Annotated in this window: 25 protein-coding genes and 1 pseudogene; 12 read left to right on the top strand and 14 right to left on the bottom strand. The window is 64.7% G+C overall.

Annotated features, from left to right (window positions below; genetic code table 11):
• Positions 1-96 precede the first annotated feature (96 nt).
• On the bottom strand, positions 97-354 hold the full coding sequence (locus ACNJYB_RS20940; RefSeq protein WP_439368194.1) for a hypothetical protein: 258 nt from the start codon (positions 352-354) through the stop codon (positions 97-99).
• Between the two features lie 270 nt (positions 355-624).
• On the opposite strand from ACNJYB_RS20940, the gene coaD reads away from it, so the two are divergent.
• From coaD to queA, 5 genes are all read left to right on the top strand, one after another.
• A complete protein-coding gene (gene coaD, locus ACNJYB_RS20935; RefSeq protein WP_211411167.1) occupies positions 625-1,122 on the top strand; it encodes a pantetheine-phosphate adenylyltransferase in 498 nt (165 codons plus the stop codon).
• A gap of 37 nt (positions 1,123-1,159) precedes the next feature.
• The gene (locus ACNJYB_RS20930; protein WP_439368191.1) at positions 1,160-1,735 is read left to right on the top strand and encodes a peptidylprolyl isomerase; all 576 of its coding nucleotides are present in this window, start codon (positions 1,160-1,162) and stop codon (positions 1,733-1,735) included.
• A gap of 9 nt (positions 1,736-1,744) precedes the next feature.
• Positions 1,745-2,155, top strand: a complete 411-nt coding sequence (locus ACNJYB_RS20925; protein ID WP_439368190.1) for a hypothetical protein — start codon at positions 1,745-1,747, stop codon at positions 2,153-2,155.
• Positions 2,152-2,616: a peptidylprolyl isomerase gene (locus tag ACNJYB_RS20920; protein ID WP_439368189.1), complete on the top strand. Its 465-nt coding sequence runs from the start codon at positions 2,152-2,154 to the stop codon at positions 2,614-2,616. The genes ACNJYB_RS20925 and ACNJYB_RS20920 overlap by 4 nt, the downstream gene beginning before the upstream one ends.
• A 144-nt stretch (positions 2,617-2,760) precedes the next feature.
• Positions 2,761-3,834, top strand: a complete 1,074-nt coding sequence (gene queA / locus ACNJYB_RS20915) for a tRNA preQ1(34) S-adenosylmethionine ribosyltransferase-isomerase QueA (protein ID WP_439368188.1) — start codon at positions 2,761-2,763, stop codon at positions 3,832-3,834.
• Between the two features lie 194 nt (positions 3,835-4,028).
• On the opposite strand, the gene ACNJYB_RS20910 is transcribed toward queA, so the two are convergent.
• The 4 genes from ACNJYB_RS20910 to ACNJYB_RS20895 all read right to left on the bottom strand — a co-directional run bounded on the left by ACNJYB_RS20910 (position 4,029) and on the right by ACNJYB_RS20895 (position 8,200).
• Complete coding sequence (locus ACNJYB_RS20910; protein WP_439368187.1) at positions 4,029-5,066, bottom strand: aspartate-semialdehyde dehydrogenase; 1,038 nt, start codon at positions 5,064-5,066, stop codon at positions 4,029-4,031.
• A gap of 226 nt (positions 5,067-5,292) precedes the next feature.
• Positions 5,293-5,895 carry a PepSY domain-containing protein gene (locus ACNJYB_RS20905; protein WP_439368186.1) on the bottom strand — a complete coding sequence of 201 codons (603 nt, stop codon included), beginning with the start codon at positions 5,893-5,895 and terminating at the stop codon, positions 5,293-5,295.
• A gap of 245 nt (positions 5,896-6,140) precedes the next feature.
• Positions 6,141-6,887 carry a TetR/AcrR family transcriptional regulator gene (locus tag ACNJYB_RS20900; protein WP_439368185.1) on the bottom strand — a complete coding sequence of 249 codons (747 nt, stop codon included), beginning with the start codon at positions 6,885-6,887 and terminating at the stop codon, positions 6,141-6,143.
• 128 nt (positions 6,888-7,015) lie between these two features.
• Positions 7,016-8,200, bottom strand: a complete 1,185-nt coding sequence (locus ACNJYB_RS20895) for a patatin-like phospholipase family protein (RefSeq protein ID WP_439368184.1) — start codon at positions 8,198-8,200, stop codon at positions 7,016-7,018.
• A gap of 205 nt (positions 8,201-8,405) precedes the next feature.
• Between ACNJYB_RS20895 and tgt the strand changes: the two genes are divergently transcribed.
• Positions 8,406-9,554 (top strand): tRNA guanosine(34) transglycosylase Tgt, encoded by a 1,149-nt coding sequence (gene tgt, locus ACNJYB_RS20890; RefSeq protein WP_439368183.1) that lies wholly within the window; start codon positions 8,406-8,408, stop codon positions 9,552-9,554.
• A gap of 4 nt (positions 9,555-9,558) precedes the next feature.
• On the opposite strand, the gene ACNJYB_RS20885 is transcribed toward tgt, so the two are convergent.
• Together ACNJYB_RS20885 and ACNJYB_RS20880 are read right to left on the bottom strand one after the other, a co-directional pair.
• Positions 9,559-9,777: a hypothetical protein gene (locus ACNJYB_RS20885; RefSeq protein ID WP_439368182.1), complete on the bottom strand. Its 219-nt coding sequence runs from the start codon at positions 9,775-9,777 to the stop codon at positions 9,559-9,561.
• A 306-nt stretch (positions 9,778-10,083) separates the two neighbouring features.
• A complete protein-coding gene (locus tag ACNJYB_RS20880; RefSeq protein ID WP_439368181.1) occupies positions 10,084-10,374 on the bottom strand; it encodes a heparan-alpha-glucosaminide N-acetyltransferase domain-containing protein in 291 nt (96 codons plus the stop codon).
• A gap of 289 nt (positions 10,375-10,663) precedes the next feature.
• Between ACNJYB_RS20880 and cysK the strand changes: the two genes are divergently transcribed.
• The gene (gene cysK / locus ACNJYB_RS20875) at positions 10,664-11,641 is read left to right on the top strand and encodes a cysteine synthase A (protein WP_439368180.1); all 978 of its coding nucleotides are present in this window, start codon (positions 10,664-10,666) and stop codon (positions 11,639-11,641) included.
• A gap of 3 nt (positions 11,642-11,644) precedes the next feature.
• On the top strand, positions 11,645-11,884 hold the full coding sequence (locus ACNJYB_RS20870) for a BrnA antitoxin family protein (RefSeq protein WP_027575366.1): 240 nt from the start codon (positions 11,645-11,647) through the stop codon (positions 11,882-11,884).
• A gap of 205 nt (positions 11,885-12,089) precedes the next feature.
• Here the strand turns inward: ACNJYB_RS20870 and ACNJYB_RS20865 are convergent, their stop codons facing one another.
• Positions 12,090-13,523, bottom strand: coding sequence for a caspase family protein (locus ACNJYB_RS20865; protein WP_439368179.1), 1,434 nt, complete (start codon positions 13,521-13,523; stop codon positions 12,090-12,092).
• A 201-nt stretch (positions 13,524-13,724) separates the two neighbouring features.
• A pseudogene (locus ACNJYB_RS20860) lies at positions 13,725-14,596 on the bottom strand (DMT family transporter).
• A 150-nt stretch (positions 14,597-14,746) separates the two neighbouring features.
• On the opposite strand from ACNJYB_RS20860, the gene ACNJYB_RS20855 reads away from it, so the two are divergent.
• Complete coding sequence (locus ACNJYB_RS20855; RefSeq protein ID WP_439368178.1) at positions 14,747-15,145, top strand: RidA family protein; 399 nt, start codon at positions 14,747-14,749, stop codon at positions 15,143-15,145.
• A 48-nt stretch (positions 15,146-15,193) separates the two neighbouring features.
• Here ACNJYB_RS20855 and ACNJYB_RS20850 read toward each other — a convergent pair whose 3' ends face one another.
• From ACNJYB_RS20850 to ACNJYB_RS20840, 3 genes are all read right to left on the bottom strand, one after another.
• Positions 15,194-15,739: a hypothetical protein gene (locus ACNJYB_RS20850; RefSeq protein ID WP_439368177.1), complete on the bottom strand. Its 546-nt coding sequence runs from the start codon at positions 15,737-15,739 to the stop codon at positions 15,194-15,196.
• Positions 15,684-16,034, bottom strand: coding sequence for a hypothetical protein (locus ACNJYB_RS20845; protein WP_439368176.1), 351 nt, complete (start codon positions 16,032-16,034; stop codon positions 15,684-15,686). Before ACNJYB_RS20845 ends, ACNJYB_RS20850 begins: the two co-directional genes overlap by 56 nt.
• A 196-nt stretch (positions 16,035-16,230) precedes the next feature.
• The gene (locus ACNJYB_RS20840; RefSeq protein ID WP_439368175.1) at positions 16,231-16,818 is read right to left on the bottom strand and encodes a formyltransferase family protein; all 588 of its coding nucleotides are present in this window, start codon (positions 16,816-16,818) and stop codon (positions 16,231-16,233) included.
• 697 nt (positions 16,819-17,515) lie between these two features.
• Between ACNJYB_RS20840 and ACNJYB_RS20835 the strand changes: the two genes are divergently transcribed.
• Both ACNJYB_RS20835 and ACNJYB_RS20830 read left to right on the top strand, forming a co-directional pair.
• Entirely contained in the window at positions 17,516-17,734 is a 219-nt protein-coding gene (locus ACNJYB_RS20835; protein WP_439368174.1) for a hypothetical protein, read from the top strand.
• Between the two features lie 153 nt (positions 17,735-17,887).
• On the top strand, positions 17,888-18,238 hold the full coding sequence (locus tag ACNJYB_RS20830; protein ID WP_439368173.1) for a hypothetical protein: 351 nt from the start codon (positions 17,888-17,890) through the stop codon (positions 18,236-18,238).
• Positions 18,239-18,244: 6 nt separating this feature from the next.
• Here ACNJYB_RS20830 and ACNJYB_RS20825 read toward each other — a convergent pair whose 3' ends face one another.
• A complete protein-coding gene (locus ACNJYB_RS20825; RefSeq protein WP_439368172.1) occupies positions 18,245-18,547 on the bottom strand; it encodes a hypothetical protein in 303 nt (100 codons plus the stop codon).
• Positions 18,548-18,746: 199 nt separating this feature from the next.
• Here ACNJYB_RS20825 and ACNJYB_RS20820 point away from each other — a divergent pair, with 199 nt between their 5' ends.
• Entirely contained in the window at positions 18,747-18,962 is a 216-nt protein-coding gene (locus ACNJYB_RS20820; protein ID WP_439368170.1) for a hypothetical protein, read from the top strand.
• Between the two features lie 6 nt (positions 18,963-18,968).
• On the opposite strand, the gene ACNJYB_RS20815 is transcribed toward ACNJYB_RS20820, so the two are convergent.
• Positions 18,969-21,017 (bottom strand): acetoacetate--CoA ligase, encoded by a 2,049-nt coding sequence (locus tag ACNJYB_RS20815; RefSeq protein WP_439368169.1) that lies wholly within the window; start codon positions 21,015-21,017, stop codon positions 18,969-18,971.
• Positions 21,018-21,030: the final 13 nt, after the last annotated feature.

Genomic DNA, 21,030 nt, shown 5'->3' with positions numbered 1-21,030 from the left:
ACGGGCGCAAGCATCACGCAGTGTGCGACGGGACGTCGCAAATATCCATGGGGTTTATCCTGAGGGGCTTAGCTGACGCGAAGCTGACAAGGCCGACTACGGCGTGCGGTCGGCGGTCACGAGGCGGGCCTCGCGGACATCCGCCCTGGTGCCGGCGCGGCGCAGGCAGGACGCCTCGAAATTCGGCCAGGCCTGCTGCGAGCAGTCACGGCCGAGGGTGCGGATATCGAGCCGGTCGCTCTTGGCCAGCGGCTGCGGCACGCTGGCTTCGACCGTGGGGGCAAAGCCGGGCAGGAGGCTGAGGGCCGCGGCAACACACGCAGACAGAGCGATCGCTGAAAGAGCCTTGATCATTGACAGTCCCCTGTGATGCGGCCGCTTACGCCCAGTACGCGGCCCGTCGTTCGTTGGCCGGATCAGTAACCACGGCCGGTTTCCGGACGTCTTCGCGGAGGCCGGAAATGGTTTCGTTCGCACTCTGTTTTGTTTCGTGGCTCCCCCAGGACGAAACAAACCGGGCATTGCCGACACCTCCAGCAGACATTTCCGGGCAAGCGGGAGGGAAAAACGGACAAGGAACCTGCCCGGCTTGCCGGGCCGGGCCGGGCGCGGTAGGAGGGGGCCATGCCGCGCATCGCCTTCTATCCGGGTTCCTTCGACCCCATCACCAACGGCCATCTGGACGTGGTCCGGCATGCCGTTCCGCTGTGCGACCGCCTGGTGGTCGCGATCGGCGTCCATCCCGGCAAGAAGCCGCTGTTCTCGACCGAGGAGCGGCTGAAGATGCTCGAGGACGTCTGCGGTCCAATTGCGGCCCAGGCCGGCTGCGTGCTCGAAGCGGTGACGTTTGACGACCTGTCGGTGACCGCGGCGCGCAAGCACGGCGCGACCATTATGATTCGGGGCCTGCGCGACGGCACCGACCTCGATTACGAGATGCAGCTTGCCGGCATGAATGAGGCCATGGCGCCCGAGGTGCACACGGTCTTCCTGCCGGCCTCTCCCATGGTCCGCCCGATCACCGCCACTTTGGTGCGCCAGATCGCGGGGATGGGCGGAGATGTCTCGACCTTCGTGCCGCCGCTCGTTGCCACCCTGCTCAAGGCCAAATTCGCCGGATAACGGCGCGCGTCTTCATCTCACCTCATCCGGAGTTTTCATGATCCGTCGTCTCGCAATTCTTGCCACGATCTTTGCCGCGCTCGTTGGCGCGGCGCCGGCGATGGCGCAGCAACTGCCTGGGAATCTCGACAAGGCCAATGCGCTCGTCATCGACACCACCAAGGGCCGCATCGTCATCAAGCTGCGCACCGATCTGGCGCCGCAGCACGCCGAGCGCCTCAAGACGCTTGCGCGCGAGGGCTATTACAACAACGTGCCGTTCCACCGCGTGATGGACGGCTTCATGGCGCAGACCGGCGACGGCGAGAAATTCAACGGCACCGGCGGCTCGAAATATCCGAACCTGAAGCAGGAATTCTCCAAGGTGCATTTTGCCCGCGGCATCGTGGGGATGGCCCGCCGCGGCGACAGCGTCGACAGCGCCAACTCCCAGTTCTTCATCATGTTCGCGGATGGCGGCAGCCTCGATGGCCAGTACACCGTGATCGGCGAGGTCGTGCAGGGCATGGACGTCGTCGACAAGCTGAAGAAGGCGCCTCCTGGCTCCGCCAGCGGCACCGTCACCGATCCCGACAAGATGGTGAAGGTGCAGGTCGCTTCCGACATCAAGTAGGAAAGCGCGATGGCGCGCTGCGGCAACAGGCTTCTGCTCGCTGCCGCGGTGCTGCTGATCGGTGTCTCAGGCGCGAAGGCCGAGGACGCACAGGTCAACACCATCCAGGACGTCTTCCGGCATCTGCGCACCTGCTGGAAGCCGCCGCCGCCCGCCAAGGCTCGGCCACTCGACATCACCGTGGTCGTGAGCTTTAACCGGGCCGGAAACATTCTAGGCCATCCGAGGATTACCTATGAATCCGCGGAGGCCTCCGACAATGACCGGCTGCAATACCGGATCGCGGTGATGGAGGCGTTGCAACGCTGCACCCCGATGCCATTTACCGAAGCGATGGCCGGCGCCGCTGCGGGGCGTCCATTCGCGATCCAGTTCCGTAACCGGAAGACTTCACCCCCAACGCAAGAGAGACGAGCATGAGCGTCACCGAAAACACCTTGATCCTCGAGACCACGCAGGGCCCTGTCACCATCGAGATGCGGCCCGACCTCGCGCCGAACCACGTCGCGCGCATCAAGGAACTGGTCCGCGAAGGCTTCTATGACGGTATCGTGTTCCACCGAGTGATCGAGGGCTTCATGGCCCAGACCGGCTGCCCGCACGGCACCGGCACCGGCGGCTCCGGCAAGAAGCTGAAGGCCGAATTCAACAAGGAGCCGCATGTGCGCGGCACCGCCTCGATGGCGCGCGCCGCCAACCCCGATTCCGGCGACAGCCAGTTCTTCATCTGCTTCGACGACGCCCGCTTCCTCGACAACCAGTACACGGTGTGGGGCAAGGTCACCGAGGGCATGGAGAACGTCGACAAGATCAAGCGGGGCGAGCCGGTGCAGAACCCGGACAAGATCGTCAAGGCGCGGATGGCTGCTGACAAGGGATAAGTCCTTGACCCTCATCCCGAGGAGCGCGGAACTCGCGTCTCGAAGGATGAAGGGCCCGCTGCCGCAGCTTTGCCTTCGTGGTTCGAGACGGCGCTGACGCGCCTCCTGACCATGAGGGTCTGACTGCACGGCATTGAACCCGACATGCGCACCGATCTCTTCGATTTCCACCTGCCCGCCGAGCGCATCGCCTTGCGCCCGGCGAGCCCGCGCGACTCCGCGAAGATGCTGGTGGTCGAGAACGGCGCGCTGCGCGACCAGACCATTGCCGACCTGCCGCAATGGCTGCGGCCCGGCGACCAACTCGTCGTCAACGACACCAAGGTGATCGCGGCGCAATTGAAGGGCCGGCGGATCGGCCGCGAGACCGAGCCGAAGATCGAGGCGACGCTGATCAAGCGCCTCGACGGCTCTCGCTGGCAGGCGCTGGTGAAGCCGGCGAAGAAGCTCACAGCCGGCGACCGCATCCGCTTCGGCAATGAGGGCAAGGTCTGCCTGCTCGGCCACCTCGACGCCGAAGTCGAGGTCAAGGGCAGCGAGGGCGAGGTGACGCTCTCGTTCTCGTTCCACGGCCCGGCGCTCGATCAGGCCATCGCCGATCTCGGCAGCCCCCCATTGCCGCCCTACATCGCCTCCAAGCGCACGCCTGACGATCAGGATTTTGCGGACTATCAGACCATGTTCGCGGCGAACGAGGGCGCGGTTGCTGCTCCAACTGCGGGCCTGCATTTCACGCCCGCGCTGGAGCAGGCACTGCGCACGCGCGGCATTGGCATCAACCGCGTCACCCTGCATGTCGGGGCAGGGACCTTCCTGCCGGTGAAGGTCGACGACACCGATGGCCACAAGATGCATGCCGAGTGGGGCACGATCCCGGCCGAGACGGCCGAGCGGCTCAACACCGCTAAGAAGAATGGCGGCCGCATCGTCGCGGTCGGCACCACGTCATTGCGTCTGCTGGAAAGCGCGGTGAGCGAAGACGGCACCATCCAGCCGTTCGCGGCCGAAACCTCGATCTTCATCACCCCCGGCTATCGCTTCAGCGCGGTCGATGTCCTGATGACGAATTTCCATCTGCCGAAATCGACACTGTTCATGCTGGTGTCGGCATTCTCCGGGCTCGAGGCGATGAAGGCCGCCTATGCGCACGCGATTGCGAGCGGGTACAGGTTCTATTCGTATGGCGATGCGTGTTTGTTGTTCCGGGCAGGGACGTAGGCGACCAGCGCAAACCCATCACCGTCGCCCCCGCGCAATGGCGAAGCCATTGTCGCTGGAGGTGCTCGCCTCTTCGGCGATCCTCGAAGGGCGTCGACCCCGCCGCGACACCTCGGCCTTGCATCCTTCGAGGCTCCCCGTGCAGCGCCTCGCGCTGCACGGGGAGCACCTCACGATGACGGATAGAGAGTGCGTTACGCCATCACCCGCTGCGGCAAGAGCTCGGCGATCTGCACCGCGTTCAGCGCCGCGCCCTTGAGCAGCTGGTCTGCCGCGACGAACATCGAGATCGAATGCCCTGAGGGATCGCTGAGGTCCTTGCGGATTCGGCCGACCAGGACGTCGTCCTGGCCCGAGGCGTCGATCGGCATCGGGAAGTAGTTCTTGGCGCGATCGTCGACGACCTTCACGCCGGGGGCCTGCGCCATGATGGCGCGGACCTGGTCCTCGGTAATCGGCTTCTCGCATTCGAAGGTGATGGCCTCGCAATGCGCGCGGAGCACCGGCACGCGCACGCAGGTGACGCCGATCGCAATCTTCTCGTCCTCGAAGATCTTGCGGGTCTCCTTGATCACCTTGGTCTCTTCGTCGTTGTAGCCGGTCTCCGGATCAACAGCGGTGTTGTGGTTGAAGAGATTGAAGGCGTAGGGGTGCGGCATCACCTTGGGCGTATAGACCTGCCCGTTGAGATTGGCGCGGGTGGATTCGACGAGCTCCTCCATTGCAGCTGCGCCGGCGCCGCTTGCCGCCTGGTAGGTCGAGATGATCACGCGCTTGATGTGATTCTTCTGGTGGATCGGCCAGAGCGGCACCAGCGCGGTGATCGCGGCGCAGTTCGGGTTGGCGATGATGCCCTTGTGGTCGCGAATGCGGTTCGCGTTGATCTCGGGAATCACCAGCGGCACGTTGGGATCCATGCGGAAGGCCGAGGAGTTGTCGACCACGACGGCGCCGGCCTTGACCGCGATGGGCGCATACTTCTTCGAGATGCCGCTGCCGGCCGAGAACAGGGCGATGTCGACGCCCTCGAAGGCGCGCTCGGTCAACTCCTCGATGACGACGTTCTGGCCGCGGAACGACACCGTCTTGCCGGCCGAGCGGGCGCTTGCGAGTGCCTTGAGCTTGCCGACGCGAAAGCCGCGCTTGTCCATGGTGGCGATGAATTCGGCGCCCACCGCACCGGTGACGCCGACAATCGCGACGACGGGATCGTTACTCACATTCTCCTCCATTGGGTTCTAGACAACAAAAAGCCCCGGACCATCGAGGGCGGGGCTTCGGTAGAGCTGATGCGTTTAAGTCGACGACCTACGTGCGCACGCCTCCCCGGGCCCCTGGGGCCGTGGTGGTTTTGGTCGTGCGTTTGGTGGTCGCGAACATGGCGGCGACTTATGCGGGAGAGTTTTGCGCCCGTCAATGGCCTTTCGACGGGAATGTGGCCGCGCGAGGGACCTGCCGCTATTTGGCGCGGGCGCCCGGCGGCTCCAGGATGACCTCCTTGAGGTCGTCGCCGCTGATCACGACGATCGCGAAGTTGAGCCGGCCGCGCTCGCGCACGAGGCCGCCGCTGATGGCCTTGCCCGAGGCTGCGCGCTCGGCGACGCGCACGGCATCGGAAAGGCGGTGCCTGATGGCACCGAGCGCTGAGAGGTTGCTGCGGTCGTCGTGGTCGAGCTCGGCGAGGGGCAGGGCGGCTTCGCCGCCGACGAGCTCGCCCGTCGCGGCATTGATGGTGTGGCGCCAGATCCGGTCGTCGTGCAGGGTCTTAACCCGGTAGACCGGCACGCCCGAGCCGCCGTCGAAACTCACATCGGCGGTGGTGGCGCCGGCATGGCGGGCTTCAGCAATCGCCATGGCCTGGCTGATCGTGATCGCGGAGCTGCGGAATCGTTCGATCTCGCGGCTCACCGCCTGGCGATCCGCGTCAGCATCACCATCTGTGTCGCTGTGAAGCGCGGTCGGCGTGCCCGTGCTCACGATTGCCTCTGCCGGGGCCGCGATGAGCAGCGCGGGCAAGGCGATCGCAAGCAGTTGCGAGGTCCATCGTTTGGCTGTCGTCATGCTCGAAACCCTCGGCCAGCGAGTGGCCGGATGATCGTAAAGAATTCGCGGCCGACCCTTGGGCAAAGGCCGGCCGCGGAGCGTCGCGGCGGGCTGTACCCACCGCGGCGATCGAAGCGGCACGAACCTCTTTGGGGCTGGTGAAAAGCGGCCCGTACCGATAACTAAACCATACCGTATCGTTTTGTTTTGGTCAATGCGGTTGCGCCGGCCCCTTGGGGAAAGATCGCCAGCTCACGGAATTGTCAGCGGGGGGAGCGGCGCCGCCGCGGGCCCTTGCCGACGTCCTTGACGCGATCGGCGGGGCCAAGCGCACCGACAAGGAACAGCTTGATCGCGGTGCGCATCCGCTTTTCCGCGGACTTCATCTCAAGCGCCGTTCCGAATGTCGCCATGCGGTGGGTGTGACCGACGACGACGTCGAGAAACACCTCGGCTGCGATGGTGGTGTCTTCGATGTGCAGCGCGCCTTGCGCCACCAAATGATCGAAGAAGCGCGCCGTGGTGGCAACGGCCTTGAGCCAGCCTTCCTCCTTGCCGAGCTTGGCGACGTCGGGGAAGTTGATGGCCTGTGACGTCATCATGCGGCTGAAGGCGACGGCATCGGGCCCGCAGGTGAAGGTCAGCATCTCGCGGCCGATCTCGACCAGCCGCTGCTCGACCGAAATGTCCGAGGCGCTGGAGAGCTGCGTTTCCGCCGCAGCCGACAGCGGTGCAAGCCAGCGCGCGATCTCGCGCCTCAGCACGGCCGCAAACAGGCCGCGCTTGTCGCCGTAGCGGGAATAGACGGTCGGCTTGCTCACCCGCGCCGCTTCCGCGACCGCATCGAGCGAGGTGGCGTCAAAGCCGCGGTCGAGGAACAGGCGGGTGGCGACCTCGATCAGCCGCTGGTCGCGCTCGATCGCGGCGGTCTTGGTCGGCCGTCCGCCGCGCGATTTCGGCACCTCGCGCCGTGGCGCTGCCGATCGTGATCTGGTCGCAGTCAATCCCATGCCCAATGATTCCTGCGCGTTGCCTGTCATTCGCTCTATATCGCGCAGGAGCCGGGGCGTCATCGCGAATCTGGCCGAATTGGCCGTATCGTCAACGGTTTCGATAAGACGCCGTTCCGTCACCCGCGTCACGGCAGCGTCGAAGTCCAGGCCTCGCCCGACGCGGCCTTCTCATATCCGTACTGATAAAGCGCTCGCATATAGCCGGTGTCGAATCCTTCCGATGGGGGCGCCGGATAGTCGCGCGCGATGTAGGAGAGATGGAAGCCGAGCCGGTTGCGCCTGGCGAAATCATAGGTCGAGAAGATGATCGAGCGGGTCTGCGACTGGGTGATCGCCGACAGGCTGCGCGAGGCCACGTCGATGGTGCTGTTGGAGACGAGCTCGAAGTTGCGTTCGATCTTCTTGTTGACGAGGATGTAGATTTCCATCTTCGCATTGCCGGGCAGGCGACTGCCCTGGAACAGCAGCGCGTCGGGCAGCGTCAAGACCGGCGCCGTCACGCCGCCATCGACATGCATCTCCTGAAACCGGCGGCCCTGGCCTTCGGCGTCGATCATGATCGGCGGAAACACCAGGGGAATGCTGGCGGAAGCCGCCATCACGTCGCGAAACAGCTTGAGCGCCTCGGGCGTGCCCACAGCCGCGATCTTGCCCATATCCCAGATCGCGGTGCGCTGGGTGTCGAGATCGGTCGTCACGATCAGCAGCCTGCGACCCTTGGCGTTCTCACGCGCGACCTGTGCCATGATCTCCGGCCCGACATAGCGAGCGACCAGCTCGCGCAGCCGCGTATTGCCGAACAGGCCGGAGCCGAACAGCACGCGCATGATGCTGGGATCGTTCAGGAGGCTCTCCGCGATTCCGCTGGTGTAGACCTCCTTCAGCGTGTCGTCATATTGGGAGCCGAGAAATGCAAACGGCGCGATCAGGCCGCCGGTGCTGACGCCCGAGACGACCGAGAAGGTGGGGCGGGTTCTGGCTGCGGTCCACCCGTTGAGCACGCCGACGCCGTAGGCGCCATCGGCGCCGCCGCCGGAGAGCGCCAGATAGGTTTTCGTCGCGGTGCCGGTGTCCTTCTCGAAGCTGAACTTCGTGACCGGCTCGTCGGCGTAGCGGCGGAGCCCGTCGATATCGAGCACGCGCGAGGCACCGGCCTCGGCGGCGGTATAGGGCGTGCGGGGCAGGGAGGTGCACGCGCCGAGCGCCAGACTTAAGGCAAGGACCAGAAGTCCGGTCAGGCGGGCGGCGGTCTGCCATATCCGGTCAGGCGAAGGGCCGGACGTTTCGGTCGAACATGAGGCGGAGGGCATTGTCGGCGGCTGGCGATCACACAAATACGGCCGCCGGAACATTCACCGCGGCATCTCGTTCAGCCCCGCGTTAAAACTAAACTGTATCGTTTTATTTGGCAAGCCGAGCGGAACATGAAGTCCGCGTCAAATCTGTCCCAGTCCGACGGCATCCTGGGGTTCGGGCGGGTTGATCGGCCTCGCCCGGCACGCAATAAGCACGGCCATGAATCGTCCCGACACCGACCTTCCCAATCATTTCAAGCTGCTCGCCGCCGATGGCGCCGCGCGGACCGGCCGCCTGACCACGCCGCACGGCGTGGTGCGGACCCCGGCCTTCATGCCGGTCGGCACCGCCGGCGCCATGAAGGGCATGCACTGGCGCGAGGTGCGCGAGGCAGGCGCCGACATCGTGCTCGGCAACACCTATCATTTGATGCTGCGCCCCGGCGCGGAGCGGATCGGAGCCCTCGGCGGCTTGCAGCGGTTCACCGGCTGGAATGGGCCGATGCTGACGGATTCCGGCGGCTTCCAGGTGATGTCGCTGGCTGACCTGCGCAAGGTCAGCGAGCACGCCGTCACCTTCCGCTCGCATATCGACGGCGCCAAGGTCGAGCTGTCGCCGGAGCGCTCGATCGAGGTGCAGCGCTTCCTCGGCTCGGACATCGCCATGCAAATGGACGAATGCGTGCGGCTGCCCGCCGAGCGCGACGACATCGACCGCGCGATGCGCCTGTCGCTGCGCTGGGCCGAGCGCTCCAAGCGCGCCTTCGAGAGCGCGCCCGACGGCTACATGCTGTTCGGCATCGTGCAGGGCGGTGACATCCCGCAGCTTCGTCATGCGAGCGCTCGAGGCCTCGTCGAGATCGGATTCCACGGCTATGCGATCGGCGGTCTTGCGGTCGGCGAGCCGCAGGAGGTGATGCTGGCCATGCTCGACGAGACCGCGCCGATGCTGCCGAAAGAGCGGCCGCGCTACCTCATGGGCGTCGGCACGCCCGACGACATCCTCGAAGCGGTGAAGCGCGGCATCGACATGTTCGATTGCGTGATGCCGACGCGCAATGGCCGGCATGGTGTGGCCTTCACGCGCTTCGGTCAGGTGAATTTGCGCAACGCGCGCCACGCCGACGATCCGCGCCCGCTCGATGAAGAGAGCTCATGGCCGTCGACGCGCAACTATGCGCGCGCCTATCTTCACCATCTCGTCAAGGCGGGCGAGACGCTGGGGGCGATGCTGCTGTCCGAGATCAATATCGCTTACTACCAGTCCCTGATGCAGGGCATCAGGGACGCTGTCGCACGCGGAACGTTCGACGAGTTCTATCAGCGTACGCGCGAGGATTGGGCGAGGGGCGATATCGCCCCGCGCTGATACGTCAATTGCAGACGATCCGCTGCTTGACGGCATGCTTGGTCACGAAACCGTAGCCGCAATTGTCGCACGTCCAGAGATAGCTGATCATGTGGTCCGAGACGTAGGCAGATGCTTCGGCGGCCACCATGGAGTCGGCGCAGACGGGACAGGTGGGCAAATCGCTGCAACGCGGATCGCGGTTCAGCGCGACGGTCGACATCACTTCAGCAACTGCTGACATCGCGGTGACCTCCCTGCTTGATTAAGACGTAAGTCTAACATAAGCAGAAGTACTTGACGAGGTCGCAACACAAATGCGCTGGCTTTTATAAAATTGCCGTCACCACGACGTGACTCCTGACTTGTTTCGCGCCCTCGGTACCGCAGCGCAAAGAATCCGTGTGCATTGCGATACTTCGCTGCGCTGCTTCACGCCTCATGGCGCGCCACTACTGCGCCGCACTTTGCCGGCCGAGAGCAGGCTCAAGCGCCACCGGCTTGCTGTGGCGGAGTCTGCGCGCGAAATCCAGGGTTTCTCGACGAGAGATTATGTCATCCAGCCGACAAGGATCGAGGATGTCACGACCTCGGCGACGAAGGCGAGCCGGGGGGACGCGCCGGCGGAACAACTGAAGGGAATGGCAAAGCCGCTGACGAAAAAGAACAGCGCGACGCCGAACCGGCCGAAATTCATGTAGTAGCCGATCGCGTGGTGGAAGATCGAACGGTACGCGCCGGTCGGGTGTTCCCGCACGATCACCTCGAGCGCATGCTGAACCACCCCCGGCAAGACGGCGACGCCGCGCAGTGTATCGATGAAGGCGATCCGTTGATGCATCAGGCGTTCTCTGCGCTCCCGCCGCCCGCAACGGACGCCGCCTGTCGGGAGGGTATTTGGCTAAGGCACAAGCGATGATCGGAAGGCTGGACGCTGGTCCGGCAGTTCAGCATGTCAATCGTGAACAGATTGACAGCGGCAGCCGGCGGCGCGGTAAACTCGTGCCTTCTGCAGATGGGCGCATCGGCCGGCCGGATCACGTGATTGCCGCTTGCGCGTCGCCGCAAGCTGTCTGTAACTGCGGAACAGCTGCGACAGCGGTCAAAATTATCGCCAAAGGGAGTTCATGATGGACGCATCGTCCAAAACGAGTGCAGCGCACCAACCCGGCCGCGGCCGGATCTACGATTCAATCGTCGAGGCTTTTGGCGACACGCCGATCGTGCGCTTGCGACGCCTGCCGGGCCAGGACGGGGTGAACGCGACGATTTTGGCAAAACTTGAATATTTCAATCCGGCCGCGAGCGTGAAGGACCGCATCGGTGCGGCCATGATCATTGCCATGGAGAAGGCCGGCATCATCAAGCCCGACACCGTGCTGATCGAGCCGACCTCCGGCAATACCGGCATTGCGCTTGCCTTCGTGGCGGCTTCGCGCGGTTACCGGCTTAAGCTGGTGATGCCGGAATCCATGTCGATCGAACGGCGCAAGATGCTGGCCTTTCTCGGCGCCGAGCTGGTGCTGACCCCGGCCGCGCAAGGCATGAAGGGCGCGATCGCCGCCGCCGAGGAGCTCCTGAAGACGACGCCGAACTCGGTGATGCCGCAGCAGTTCAAGAATCTCGCCAATCCCGAGGTCCACCGCCGCACCACCGCCGAGGAGATCTGGAACGACACCGGCGGCAGTATCGACTTCTTCGTTGCCGGCGTCGGCACCGGCGGCACCATCACCGGCGTCGGCCAGGTGCTGAAGCCGCGCAAGCCCTCGCTACGGATGATCGCGGTCGAGCCGGAGGAGAGCCCCGTGTTGTCAGGCGGCCAGCATACGCCGCACAAGATCCAGGGCATCGGCGCAGGCTTCGTGCCTGATATCCTCGACCGCTCGGTGATCGACGAGATCGTGAAGATCAACTCGACCACCGCGATCGAGACCTCGCGCGCGCTGGCGCGGCATGAGGGCATTCCGGGCGGCATCTCCTCGGGCGCGGCGATCGCAGCCGCGCTCCAGATCGGCAAGCGGCCGGAAGCTGCGGGAAAGACCATTTTGGCGATCGTGCCGTCCTTCTCGGAGCGGTATCTTTCGACGGCTCTGTTCGAGGGAATCTAGGATATGGCGGATCAACCGAGGCGGCCACGCACGCTTGGCGATGCCAGGACCGAGGCCGAGGCGGCGTTCAAGAAGGTGACGGCCAAGGTCGCCGCGGCGCCGCCAAAGCAGAACGCCGTTCCCGGCATCAAGGAGCAGGTCACGCTGCGCATCGACCAGGACGTGCTGGAGTTCTTCCAGGAGGGCGGCCCCGGTTGGCAGGACCGCATCAACGAAGCGCTGCGAAAGGCGGCGGGGAAGTAAGAGAACTCGTCATTGCGAGCCAACGGGTCCGCGCGAAGCGCGGCCCGATGACAGCTCCGCGAGTCCAGAATCTTTCCGCGGGGATAGCCTCAATTGCTTCGTAGCAAGGGCTCCTCGCAATGACGGAGTATGCTGCGACGCCGTCCGCACCAACGAAAAAGCTCGGCGTGAGCCGGGCTTTCGCTTTTGACGCTGCCGTCATGGCTCACCGGCGGAACATGCCGCCCATCATGCCGCCGACGACGCCACCCACGAAGGCCGCACCGGCCGCATCGCCCGGGCTGCTGCGTTGTTGGGGCGCCGGTGCCGGCGCGCTGCCGGGCGCGGGGGTACTGGCGCGCCGGGCCGCCTTCTGGCTGTTGTCGCTCGCCGTTGGCGGTGTGGCCGCGACTTCCGAGAGCAGGGCCTTGTGCTGGGGCTTGTTGAGATAGCCGGAGGCGGGATAGCCGCGTGCGGCCTGCCAGCGCTTGAGCACCGCGCGGGTCTCGTCGCTGAATACGCCCGTCTGCTTGGTGTCGAAGCCGAGCCCGGTGAGGCGACGCTGCACGTCGCGACGCTGGTTCTTGTCGAGGCCGATCTGGTCCTCGGTGAGCTGAGAGGCCTCATCGGTGAAGGCTGCGGGATCGACGCCGGCATTGAGGGTGCGGGTCGTCGTCGACGGTCCGCTCTTGATCGCGGCAAGCCGCGCCAGCGCCAGCGCCTTGAACTGGCCGTTGGGATAGGCGGTGAGGTAGGCGTTGAGCTCTTCCGGCTTGTTCGACTCCTTCACCGAGCGCCAGTATTCGAGCTCGACGCCATCCGAGCTGCCGCCGGCCGCCACGGGGACGCTACCAGCGGCTGTCGGTGCCGCATTGGCGACTTGGGTCGTCGGTGCCTGATTGAGATAGACGGCGCCGATCAGGTTGGTATGGCCCCAGGGCAGCTGGCCCTTGTGGGTCTCTTCATTGACCTGGGCGCGGACCGACGTCATCGCCTGCTGGATCTCGACGCCGGGCCTGGTGATGTTGTCGATCAGTGCGCGGGTGAACGGGCTGTTGTTGCCCTCCTGGCCATCAAGCGCGGTCTGGCCCGGGCCAGTCGCGAACGCGATCAGCGTGCCTTCGCCGGACTTCATCTCGGCCAGACCGCTCTGCACGTTGACGCTGCGGGTCGCCGAGTTCGACTTGATCTTGGCGGCGAACGGATTGTCGCGGCAGGCGTCGAGGAAGACGAGCTTGACCTTGGCATCGCCCATGGTCTGCTCGAGCGTCAGGTCGATGTTGATGGCGGCCCCCAGCTTGACGTCCATCTCCGACTTGATGTCGGCATCGACAGGCAGCAGATAGTTGGTGCCGCCGACGGCGATGCCGTGGCCGGCATAATAGAACAGCGCGATATCGGAGCCCTGCGCCTTGCGGCCGAAGTCGAGCAGCTTCTCCGTCATTTGGTCGCGGGAGAGATTGGAGCCCTCGATCACCTCGAAGCCGACATTGCGCAGCGTGGATGCCATCGCCTTGGCATCGATGGGCGGGTTCGGCAATTGCGCGACGTTCTTGTAGGAGCCGTTGCCGACGACGAAGGCGACGCGACGGTCGGCCTTCGCGGCACTAACCGACAGTGCCACGCATACGAGCGAGGCGAGCAGGGTGAGATAGCGCATTCTGAAATCCCCAGAATCGAATTGCAGGCAGCAACAAATCGGCGGCGAACCTACACGAAGTGCCCGACTTCGCACCACCAAAACGGCGGTACGTCGCGTCCAACCCGCTGCTGTGTGGCCGAATGTGCACGAGGGAGAGGCTCTCCAACGTGATCCGAATCACACGGCGACTTCGTTTTGTCGCGTGAGGCGGCGCGAGGTTCACTGCGCGCGAGCGGGAACCGGCGCCGGCTTCGGTTCAGGAGATTGCCGCACAGGATCAGCGCCGCGCCGAGGACCGTCCAGGCGTCGAGCCGCTCCGAATACAGCAGCCAGCCTGCGGTTGCTGTCAGCGGAACCCGGAGGAAGTCCATGGGAACCACGATCGTCGCATCGGCATAGCGCATCGCGCTGGCAAGGCAGTAGTGCGAGAAGGTGCCGCAGACGGCGATCACGCCGACCCAGGCCCAGGCGTAGGCCGACGGCCAGATCCAGACCAGCAGCGTCGGCACGAAGCCCGCGACCGACTGCACCACCAGCATCCAGAACAGGATCGAGAGCGCGCTTTCGGTGCGGGTCAACGATTTGACCAGCGCCATCGACACGCCGAACCCCATGGCGGCCCCGAGCGCGATGAGCTGGCCCGGATTGATCTCGCCGGTGGCCGGCCGCACGATCACGATCACACCGACGAGGCCGAGCACGATGGCGGCGATCTTCCACGGCGTCATGTGCTCGGAGAGGAAGCTCGCCGCGAGGATTGCGGTCCAGATAGGCATGGTGAACTCGATCGCGACGACCTGGCCGATCGGGATCAGCGTCAGCGCAAAGAACCAGCCGAGCTGGGCGACATAGTGAACCAGGTTGCGCGCGACGTGGTGCTGCAGCCGCGATGTCCTGAGCACCTTGAAGCCTCCGGCGCGACAGATGATCGGCGCCAGCAGGACGAAGCCCGCCAGCGATCGGATCTCCATGATCTCGAAGACGTTGAGCTCGCGTGTGGTCTCGCGCCCGGCCACCGCCATGATCAGCATCAGCGACAGCCAGCCGGCCATCCACAGTGCAGCCATCGTTTTGGACGGTGTCGTGCTCATTGCAGTGGATGCGGAAGGGTGGAATCCGAAGGGACGGCCGGTATCCGCGACATCATCGCCGTTTGCAACCGCCAAATCTGCGGATGCAGCGATGCAGGGCGGCATGTTAATGCATCATCGAACAACGAGAAAAATGCGGAGACATTGCCCATGCGCATCTTGCAGCCGGCCGAATGGCAAAAACCACGCGGCTTTTCCCATGGTGTCGTGGTCGAGGGGCCAGGCCGCTGGGTGGTGCTCGCCGGCCAGACCGGCGGCGACGAGGCGGGCAATTATGCGCCCGACATGGCGGCGCAAGTGGCGACCGCCCTCAAGCGGATCGTCAAGCTTCTCGGGGAAGCCGGCGCGGGCCCCGAGCACATCGTACGCTTGACTTGGTATCTGACCAGCCGCAGCGAATACCAGGCCGCAGGTCCTGGCATCGGTGCGGCCTGGAAGCAGACGCTCGGGCGCAATTTTCCGCCTTCGACGCTGCTCTATATCGGCGGCCTCGTGGACGAGCGGGCCAAGGTCGAGATCGAGGTCACCGCGTTCCTCCCTGGCACATAAAAAAATCGACCCGGCGAGGCCGGATCGATTGTCGCATCACTTATTGTCTTACTTCGACAGCGAGATGTTCGCGCCGCGGAACTGGCTGTCCGCGCGGATTGTGACGGTCTGCTTGTTGCCGCTGGTTTTGAGCGCGATGTTGGCGTTGAAGCCGGCGGTGGAGGCGACCACCTCGAAGTTTCCGCCGCCGCCGCGGCCCTGGAGCGCACCGGAGATGTTGCGACTGGCCTCGGACCAGCTGCCGGTGATGGCGCTGCCCTCGGCCCTGACGTTGGCCGCGAGGTTGAACTTGTAGGCGTCACTGGCGCAGGTCAGCGACAGCTCCATGGTGGGTCCGATCGGAGCGTATTTGGCCCGGCAGCGGATCCGTTCGCTCGAACCGTCATCCAATGTGACGGTGCCGCCGCCGCTCCAGCTGCCCGCCATCGGGGCGAACGGGCCGGACTGGGCCTTGCTTTCAGAGTTGATGATCCCCGCTGCAAACAAAACGGCGGCCGCCATCAGCAGCCGCCGGTTCCGGGCGCGAGCCTCGATTGGTTTATTGGCGCGACGCTTCCCACCGCCCGCTGCACGGTATGCCTGCAGATGCTCCATTCCACTTCCCCGATCCGGCGTTGCCGTTGAGTTGACCATTGGCATATGCACCATTGATCGAAACTTTCACAAGTCCCCCGCTGCCGATGGTCCCGGAAACGTTAGCGCCGGGCGCGGTGATCTTGCCGTCGGCAACCGTCAGCATCGAGCTCGCGGTCGGCTCGCACGAGCCGCTCTTGGTCACGATGGTGACCTGCCAGTTGCCGTCATAGGGGCTCTGGGCCATGGCGGGAGCGGCGAGGGTGCCGGCGAAAACTGAAGCGGCACAGAACGCCGCGATGCGAGCAAAACGCATGAATTCCGTCCTTGAATTTGTCTGATATGCTGACGCTTATTCGGACGAAATGTGACGGAAATTTGTTGCGATGCCAAATGGAAAATTGTTCCTGTGGAAACAATGGTTTATTTGCGTTCTCGACTCCAATTTTCAAAGCAGAATCAAGGCCCGCTCACGTTAAGGGTAAACGCCGGCAGAGACTGAGGGCAAAGACTCAGCAGAGGCTTGGCGCCGAGGTCGCGAACTGTTCGTCCTGGACCCTCGACGGCAGCGCCTTGTGAACCTTGATATAATCGATCACGTCGGCCAGCAATTTGAGCCCGAGCGGGGCGAGCGCACGCTCCCAGAGTTCGCGGGCGGTCTCGCCCTTCTTGACGAAGCACCAGTCCTGCGCGGCGATGGCGCCGGCATCCATGCGGTCGGCGAGATGATAGATGGTGCCGCCGGCGATCGGATCGCCTTCCTTGATGGTCCATTCCACGGCGGCCTTGCCGCGGTGACGCGGCAGCAACGAGGGGTGGTAGCCGATCCCGCCATACGTGGCGGCAGCGAGCGCGTCCTTGCCGATCCGGGCATGGCTATGCGCCGTGATGATCAGATCTGTGTCGGGAGCGATCTCGGAAGCCACCACCAGCTTCGGATTGGCCTGCACCACGACCTCGATGCCGGCGGCCTTGGCCGCCGCGGCCAGGCGATCCTCGGCGTCCGCCACGACGACCCGTACGATCGAGACGCTGTGCTCCCGGAGCATGTTCAGGGTGGTCACACCGAAATGGCGGGAACCGACGAGGGTAATGCGCATGGGGTCCGATCCGTCTCGCAACTGCGTCATACCCGATAACACGTCCGGGCGCCCTGTCACCAGCTGCGGGCCGTTTGCGGCGGTTATCAACAATGCGCCGGGCGGCGGGACACGCTGATTTCCAAGATTGCGCAGCCGGTCGTTCCGGTGCCCTCCATGGCCCATTGCAGCTGTCTGGAGCGAGTGCGACGCTGATTGCGCCCCACCTGGGATGCCTATCGCTGTCCTGAAGGGCTGCCCTACAATTTCTACCACGGCGCCTATTATGGCGAGGAGCCGCCTACGATCTACCGCGGTTACCCCTATCGGCCGTTACTACCGCTACAGCGCCTATCGCAATCGCCGCGAACATGTTTTTGCCAGCGTTGCCAGGCGGCCACGGTCGGACGGCAGATCGCGTCATGCGGTTCCTGTGTTTCATTCCGAACCGAAGCGATCCCCGTCTGCCGCTAGAACATATCAACCGGGGCTGGCCACATTTCAATCCGGATCCATTTTCGAACCCGGCTGTAGCCGCTGGCGCAAATGCCAGCGGCTTTTTCATGCCGTGCGTCACGAAATCATCTCACGGTAATACGTTCTCAACCAGCTTGTCGTATCGACCAATCCGTCGCGGATTTGTATTGCGTACCGCGACACCGAATATCTCCCGCCCGCGTGGGTGCGCCGCGCGGGCCTTTTCGCCGGGACCGATTTCATGCCGAGCGCGATTGAGCAGATCGTGGACGCCTATGTGCGTCTGAAGAACCGTCGCGGACTCGACGCACTGATGATGCACAGGCAGCGGCTCGCGGTCGATTTGAAGAGCAGGTCCGGCTACGATTTCAGCGTGTCGATCGGCCAGATCGACGAAGAGATCGCGATCATCGAGGCGGGTCTCAGCCGGCTGAAGGCGACGAATTCCACGGCGATCTGACCAGGGGGACTTGTCGCAAGGGCCGGGATACGACGCGTTGTCGCAGCCCAATTCCGGTTCATGCAGGGTTCAGCCCGCCCATGCGTCAATCGGCAGATCGTTTCGTGGGGTGCGAATCCTGCCGGGTTCGTCCCCCATCATTGGAGAGTCGTTATGATTGAACTCGCGCTGGCCGGCCTGATTGCGTTTGCAAGCGTGCCTGCGGCATCGCCGGAGCCGATGGTGGAACAGGTCCAGTTCAGAGGCGGGCCGGGCGGGCAATGTCCGGATGGTTATGATTTCAACCACTCGAACGGCCGCTGCTATCCGAACGACTATCACGCGCCGGGTTACTACACGGCCCCCCAGCCGACCTACCGAGGGAGGGGCTACTATCGAGGCAACTACGACGGTCCCGAGTACTATGGCCGTGGCGGCCGCTGTCCTGATGGCTACGACTACAATTATTCGAACGGACAGTGCTTTCCGAACGGCGCACGCGCGCCCGGCATGTACCTGCGCTAGGACGCCTTAGGAGGATTTGCCGCCATCGATCACCGTGAACAGCGGTCGGGCCTTGGTCGGCTCGACCAGTAGCTCCTCGACCATGGCGCTCGCGGCCTCGACATACCTCCGTGTCGGCTTGTCCAGCGGCCGTTGCGCCTCGTCGTCGAGCGCGACTTTGGCGGCTTCGACCAGCTTGCGCATGCGCTCGGCATGATCGTCGCCTGCGGTCAGCGTCGCGCGCGCCAGCGAGCGCAGCACGAACAACTCGCCCTCGAGGCGGAGCAGGCGATCGTTGAGACGGGCAAGGACGGCGTTGAGTTCGGCCATTTCCGTGGTTCGTCGCTGTGAATTCCTCCTGATCTAGCGGCGATCGGTGAACGGAGTGCAAACGGTATCGGCGCAATTGGGCCGATCGTTCGCATGGTCTGGTGCCGCCGTTGTGACCGGTCGTGACGGCGCTCACGCGTGGGCGCAGCATGGTTCCCGCACCACATGCCAGCCTGGGTGAACGACTGGAGCCCACGTGATGCGGTCTGTCCCGATTGTGATCCTCTTGATGTCGGCATGCGCGGCGGCCGCCGCCGCCGCGCCGGCGCATCACGCCCGCACGCACCATCCCGTGGTCATCCGTCCGTCCGAGGACGCGCCGGTGCCGCCCGGTTGGTACAAGTTTCCCGGGTGGCCGCCGATCCCGCCGTCGGAGAACAGAAATCTCGATCCCTCCAATTTCGGCGGAGGCTGATCAAAGCTACGCGGCGGTTCGCGCCAGATAGTCGCGGGCGAAGGCGAGGTACCAGTCGAGGCAGCCCGGGTTGGCCATCGCCTCCTTGTTGATGACTTTCTCGACGGGCTGGCCGAGCAACAGCTTCTTGATCGGCAGCTCCTGCTTCTTGCCCGACAGCGTGCGCGGGATCTCGGCGACTGCGAAGATCTCATTCGGCAAGAAGCGGCGTGATAGGCCAGCCTCGATCGCCTTGTTGATCTTGGCCTGCATCGGGGCGTCGAGTGCGACGCCCTCGCGCAGCACGACGAACAGCGGCATGTAGCTGTCCCGGCCGAGATATTCGAGGTCGACGACGAGGCTATCGAGCACCTCCGGCAGCGCCTCGATCGCGGAATAGAGCTCGCTCGTGCCCATGCGCAGGCCATGCCGGTTGATGGTGGCGTCGCTGCGGCCATAGATGATGCAAGAGCCGTCGGGATTGACCTTGAGCCAGTCGCCGTGCCGCCACACCGGCCCGCGGCCGCTGCCGTCGAAATTATCCGGATAGGTCTCGAAATAGCTGGCGCGGTAGCGCGCGCAGTCCTTGTCGTTCCAGAAATAGAGCGGCATCGACGGCATCGGCTCGGTGCAGACGAGTTCGCCGACCTCGTCCATGACGGCACGCCCCTGTTCGTTGAAGGCTTCGACGGCCGCGCCGAGCAGACGGCACTGCATCGCGCCCGGCGTCTGCGGCAGTTGGCGATTGCCGCCGATGAAGGCGCCGGCGAAGTCGGTGCCGCCGGAGATGTTGGCCCACCAAATGTCGGCCTGCGCCTTGCTGCCGTTGGTCTTCGACAGAGCTGCGAAGCGCGCGTTGAACCAGGCCTGCGTGTCGGCGCTGAGCGGCGAGCCGGTCGAGCCGAGGCAGCGCAGCAGCGACAGGTCGCCGGCGGCGGCAAGGTCGATCTCGGCCTTGGCGCAGTTGGCGAAGAACGCCGCGCCGGCGCCGAAGAAGGTCGCTTTCGCCTGCGCCACGAAGCGCCACAGCGTGGTCCAGTCCGGCTTGTCCCTGCTGCCGCCGGGGCTGCCGTCGAAGATGCAGCAGGTGGTGCCGCTGAGCAGGCCGCCGACCTGGCTGTTCCACATGATCCAGCCGGTCGAAGAGTACCAGTGATAGCGCTCGCCGAACGAGTTCGGGTGATAGGAGCAGCCGATGTCGTTGTGCAGGCCGAGCAGCGCCAGCACCACGATGACGATGCCGCCATGGCCGTGCACGATCGGTTTCGGCAGGCCGGTGGTGCCGCTGGAATAGACGATCCAGAGCGGATGATCGAATGGCAGCCACATCGGCTCGAACGCGTCGATCGCCGCGCCCGTCCTGGCCAGGATGTCGGTGAGCAGGGCGTCCGGCGCGGCAGGCGCTTGGGCCTCGCTGTGCAGGATGACGTGCTCGACGGTGGGAAGCGATGCTCGCAGTTCGGCCAGCACATCGTGCCGATCGTGGCGCCGGCCGGCATAGGTGACGGCGTCGCAGGCGATCAGCACTTTCGGCTCGATCTGCTTGAAACGGTCGATCACGGCGGGCGCGGCCATGTCGGGCGCGCAGACGCTCCAGACCGCACCGATGCTGGCGCTGGCGAGAAAACCGATGATGGTCTCAGGGATGTTGGGCAGATAGGCTGCGACGCGGTCGCCCGGCTTGACGCCTTTCTCCTTCAGATGCAACGCGAGCGCCGCGGCGTTGCACCGCAGCTCCGGCCAGCTGGTTTCCCTGAGCTTGCCGTCTTCGCCGCTGCTGACGATCGCGGTCAGGCCGGCGGCATCGGCCGCCTGGACATGCCGGAACACCTGCCGGGCGTAGTTAACCTGCGCACCCGGAAACCAGACCGCGCCCGGCATCTTGCGCTCGGTGATGACGCCCGCAAACGGCGTCGGCGATTGCAGGTCGTAGTAGTCCCAGATGCTGCGCCAGAAGGCGTCGAGGTCGCGCACCGACCATTGCCGCATGTCCTCGTAGCTCGCGAAGGACAGGCCGCGCTGCTCGGCCAGCCAGTTGCGATACAGGGCGATCTGCGGAATGAAAGGAGCGGTCATCGCGTGTCGGCAT

It is taken from the genome of Bradyrhizobium sp. SMVTL-02 (genome assembly GCF_051853005.1).
Lineage (GTDB): Bacteria > Pseudomonadota > Alphaproteobacteria > Rhizobiales > Xanthobacteraceae > Bradyrhizobium.
The sequence above is the reverse complement of the archived record's forward strand: the minus strand, read 5'-3'. Positions and strand labels throughout refer to the sequence as shown.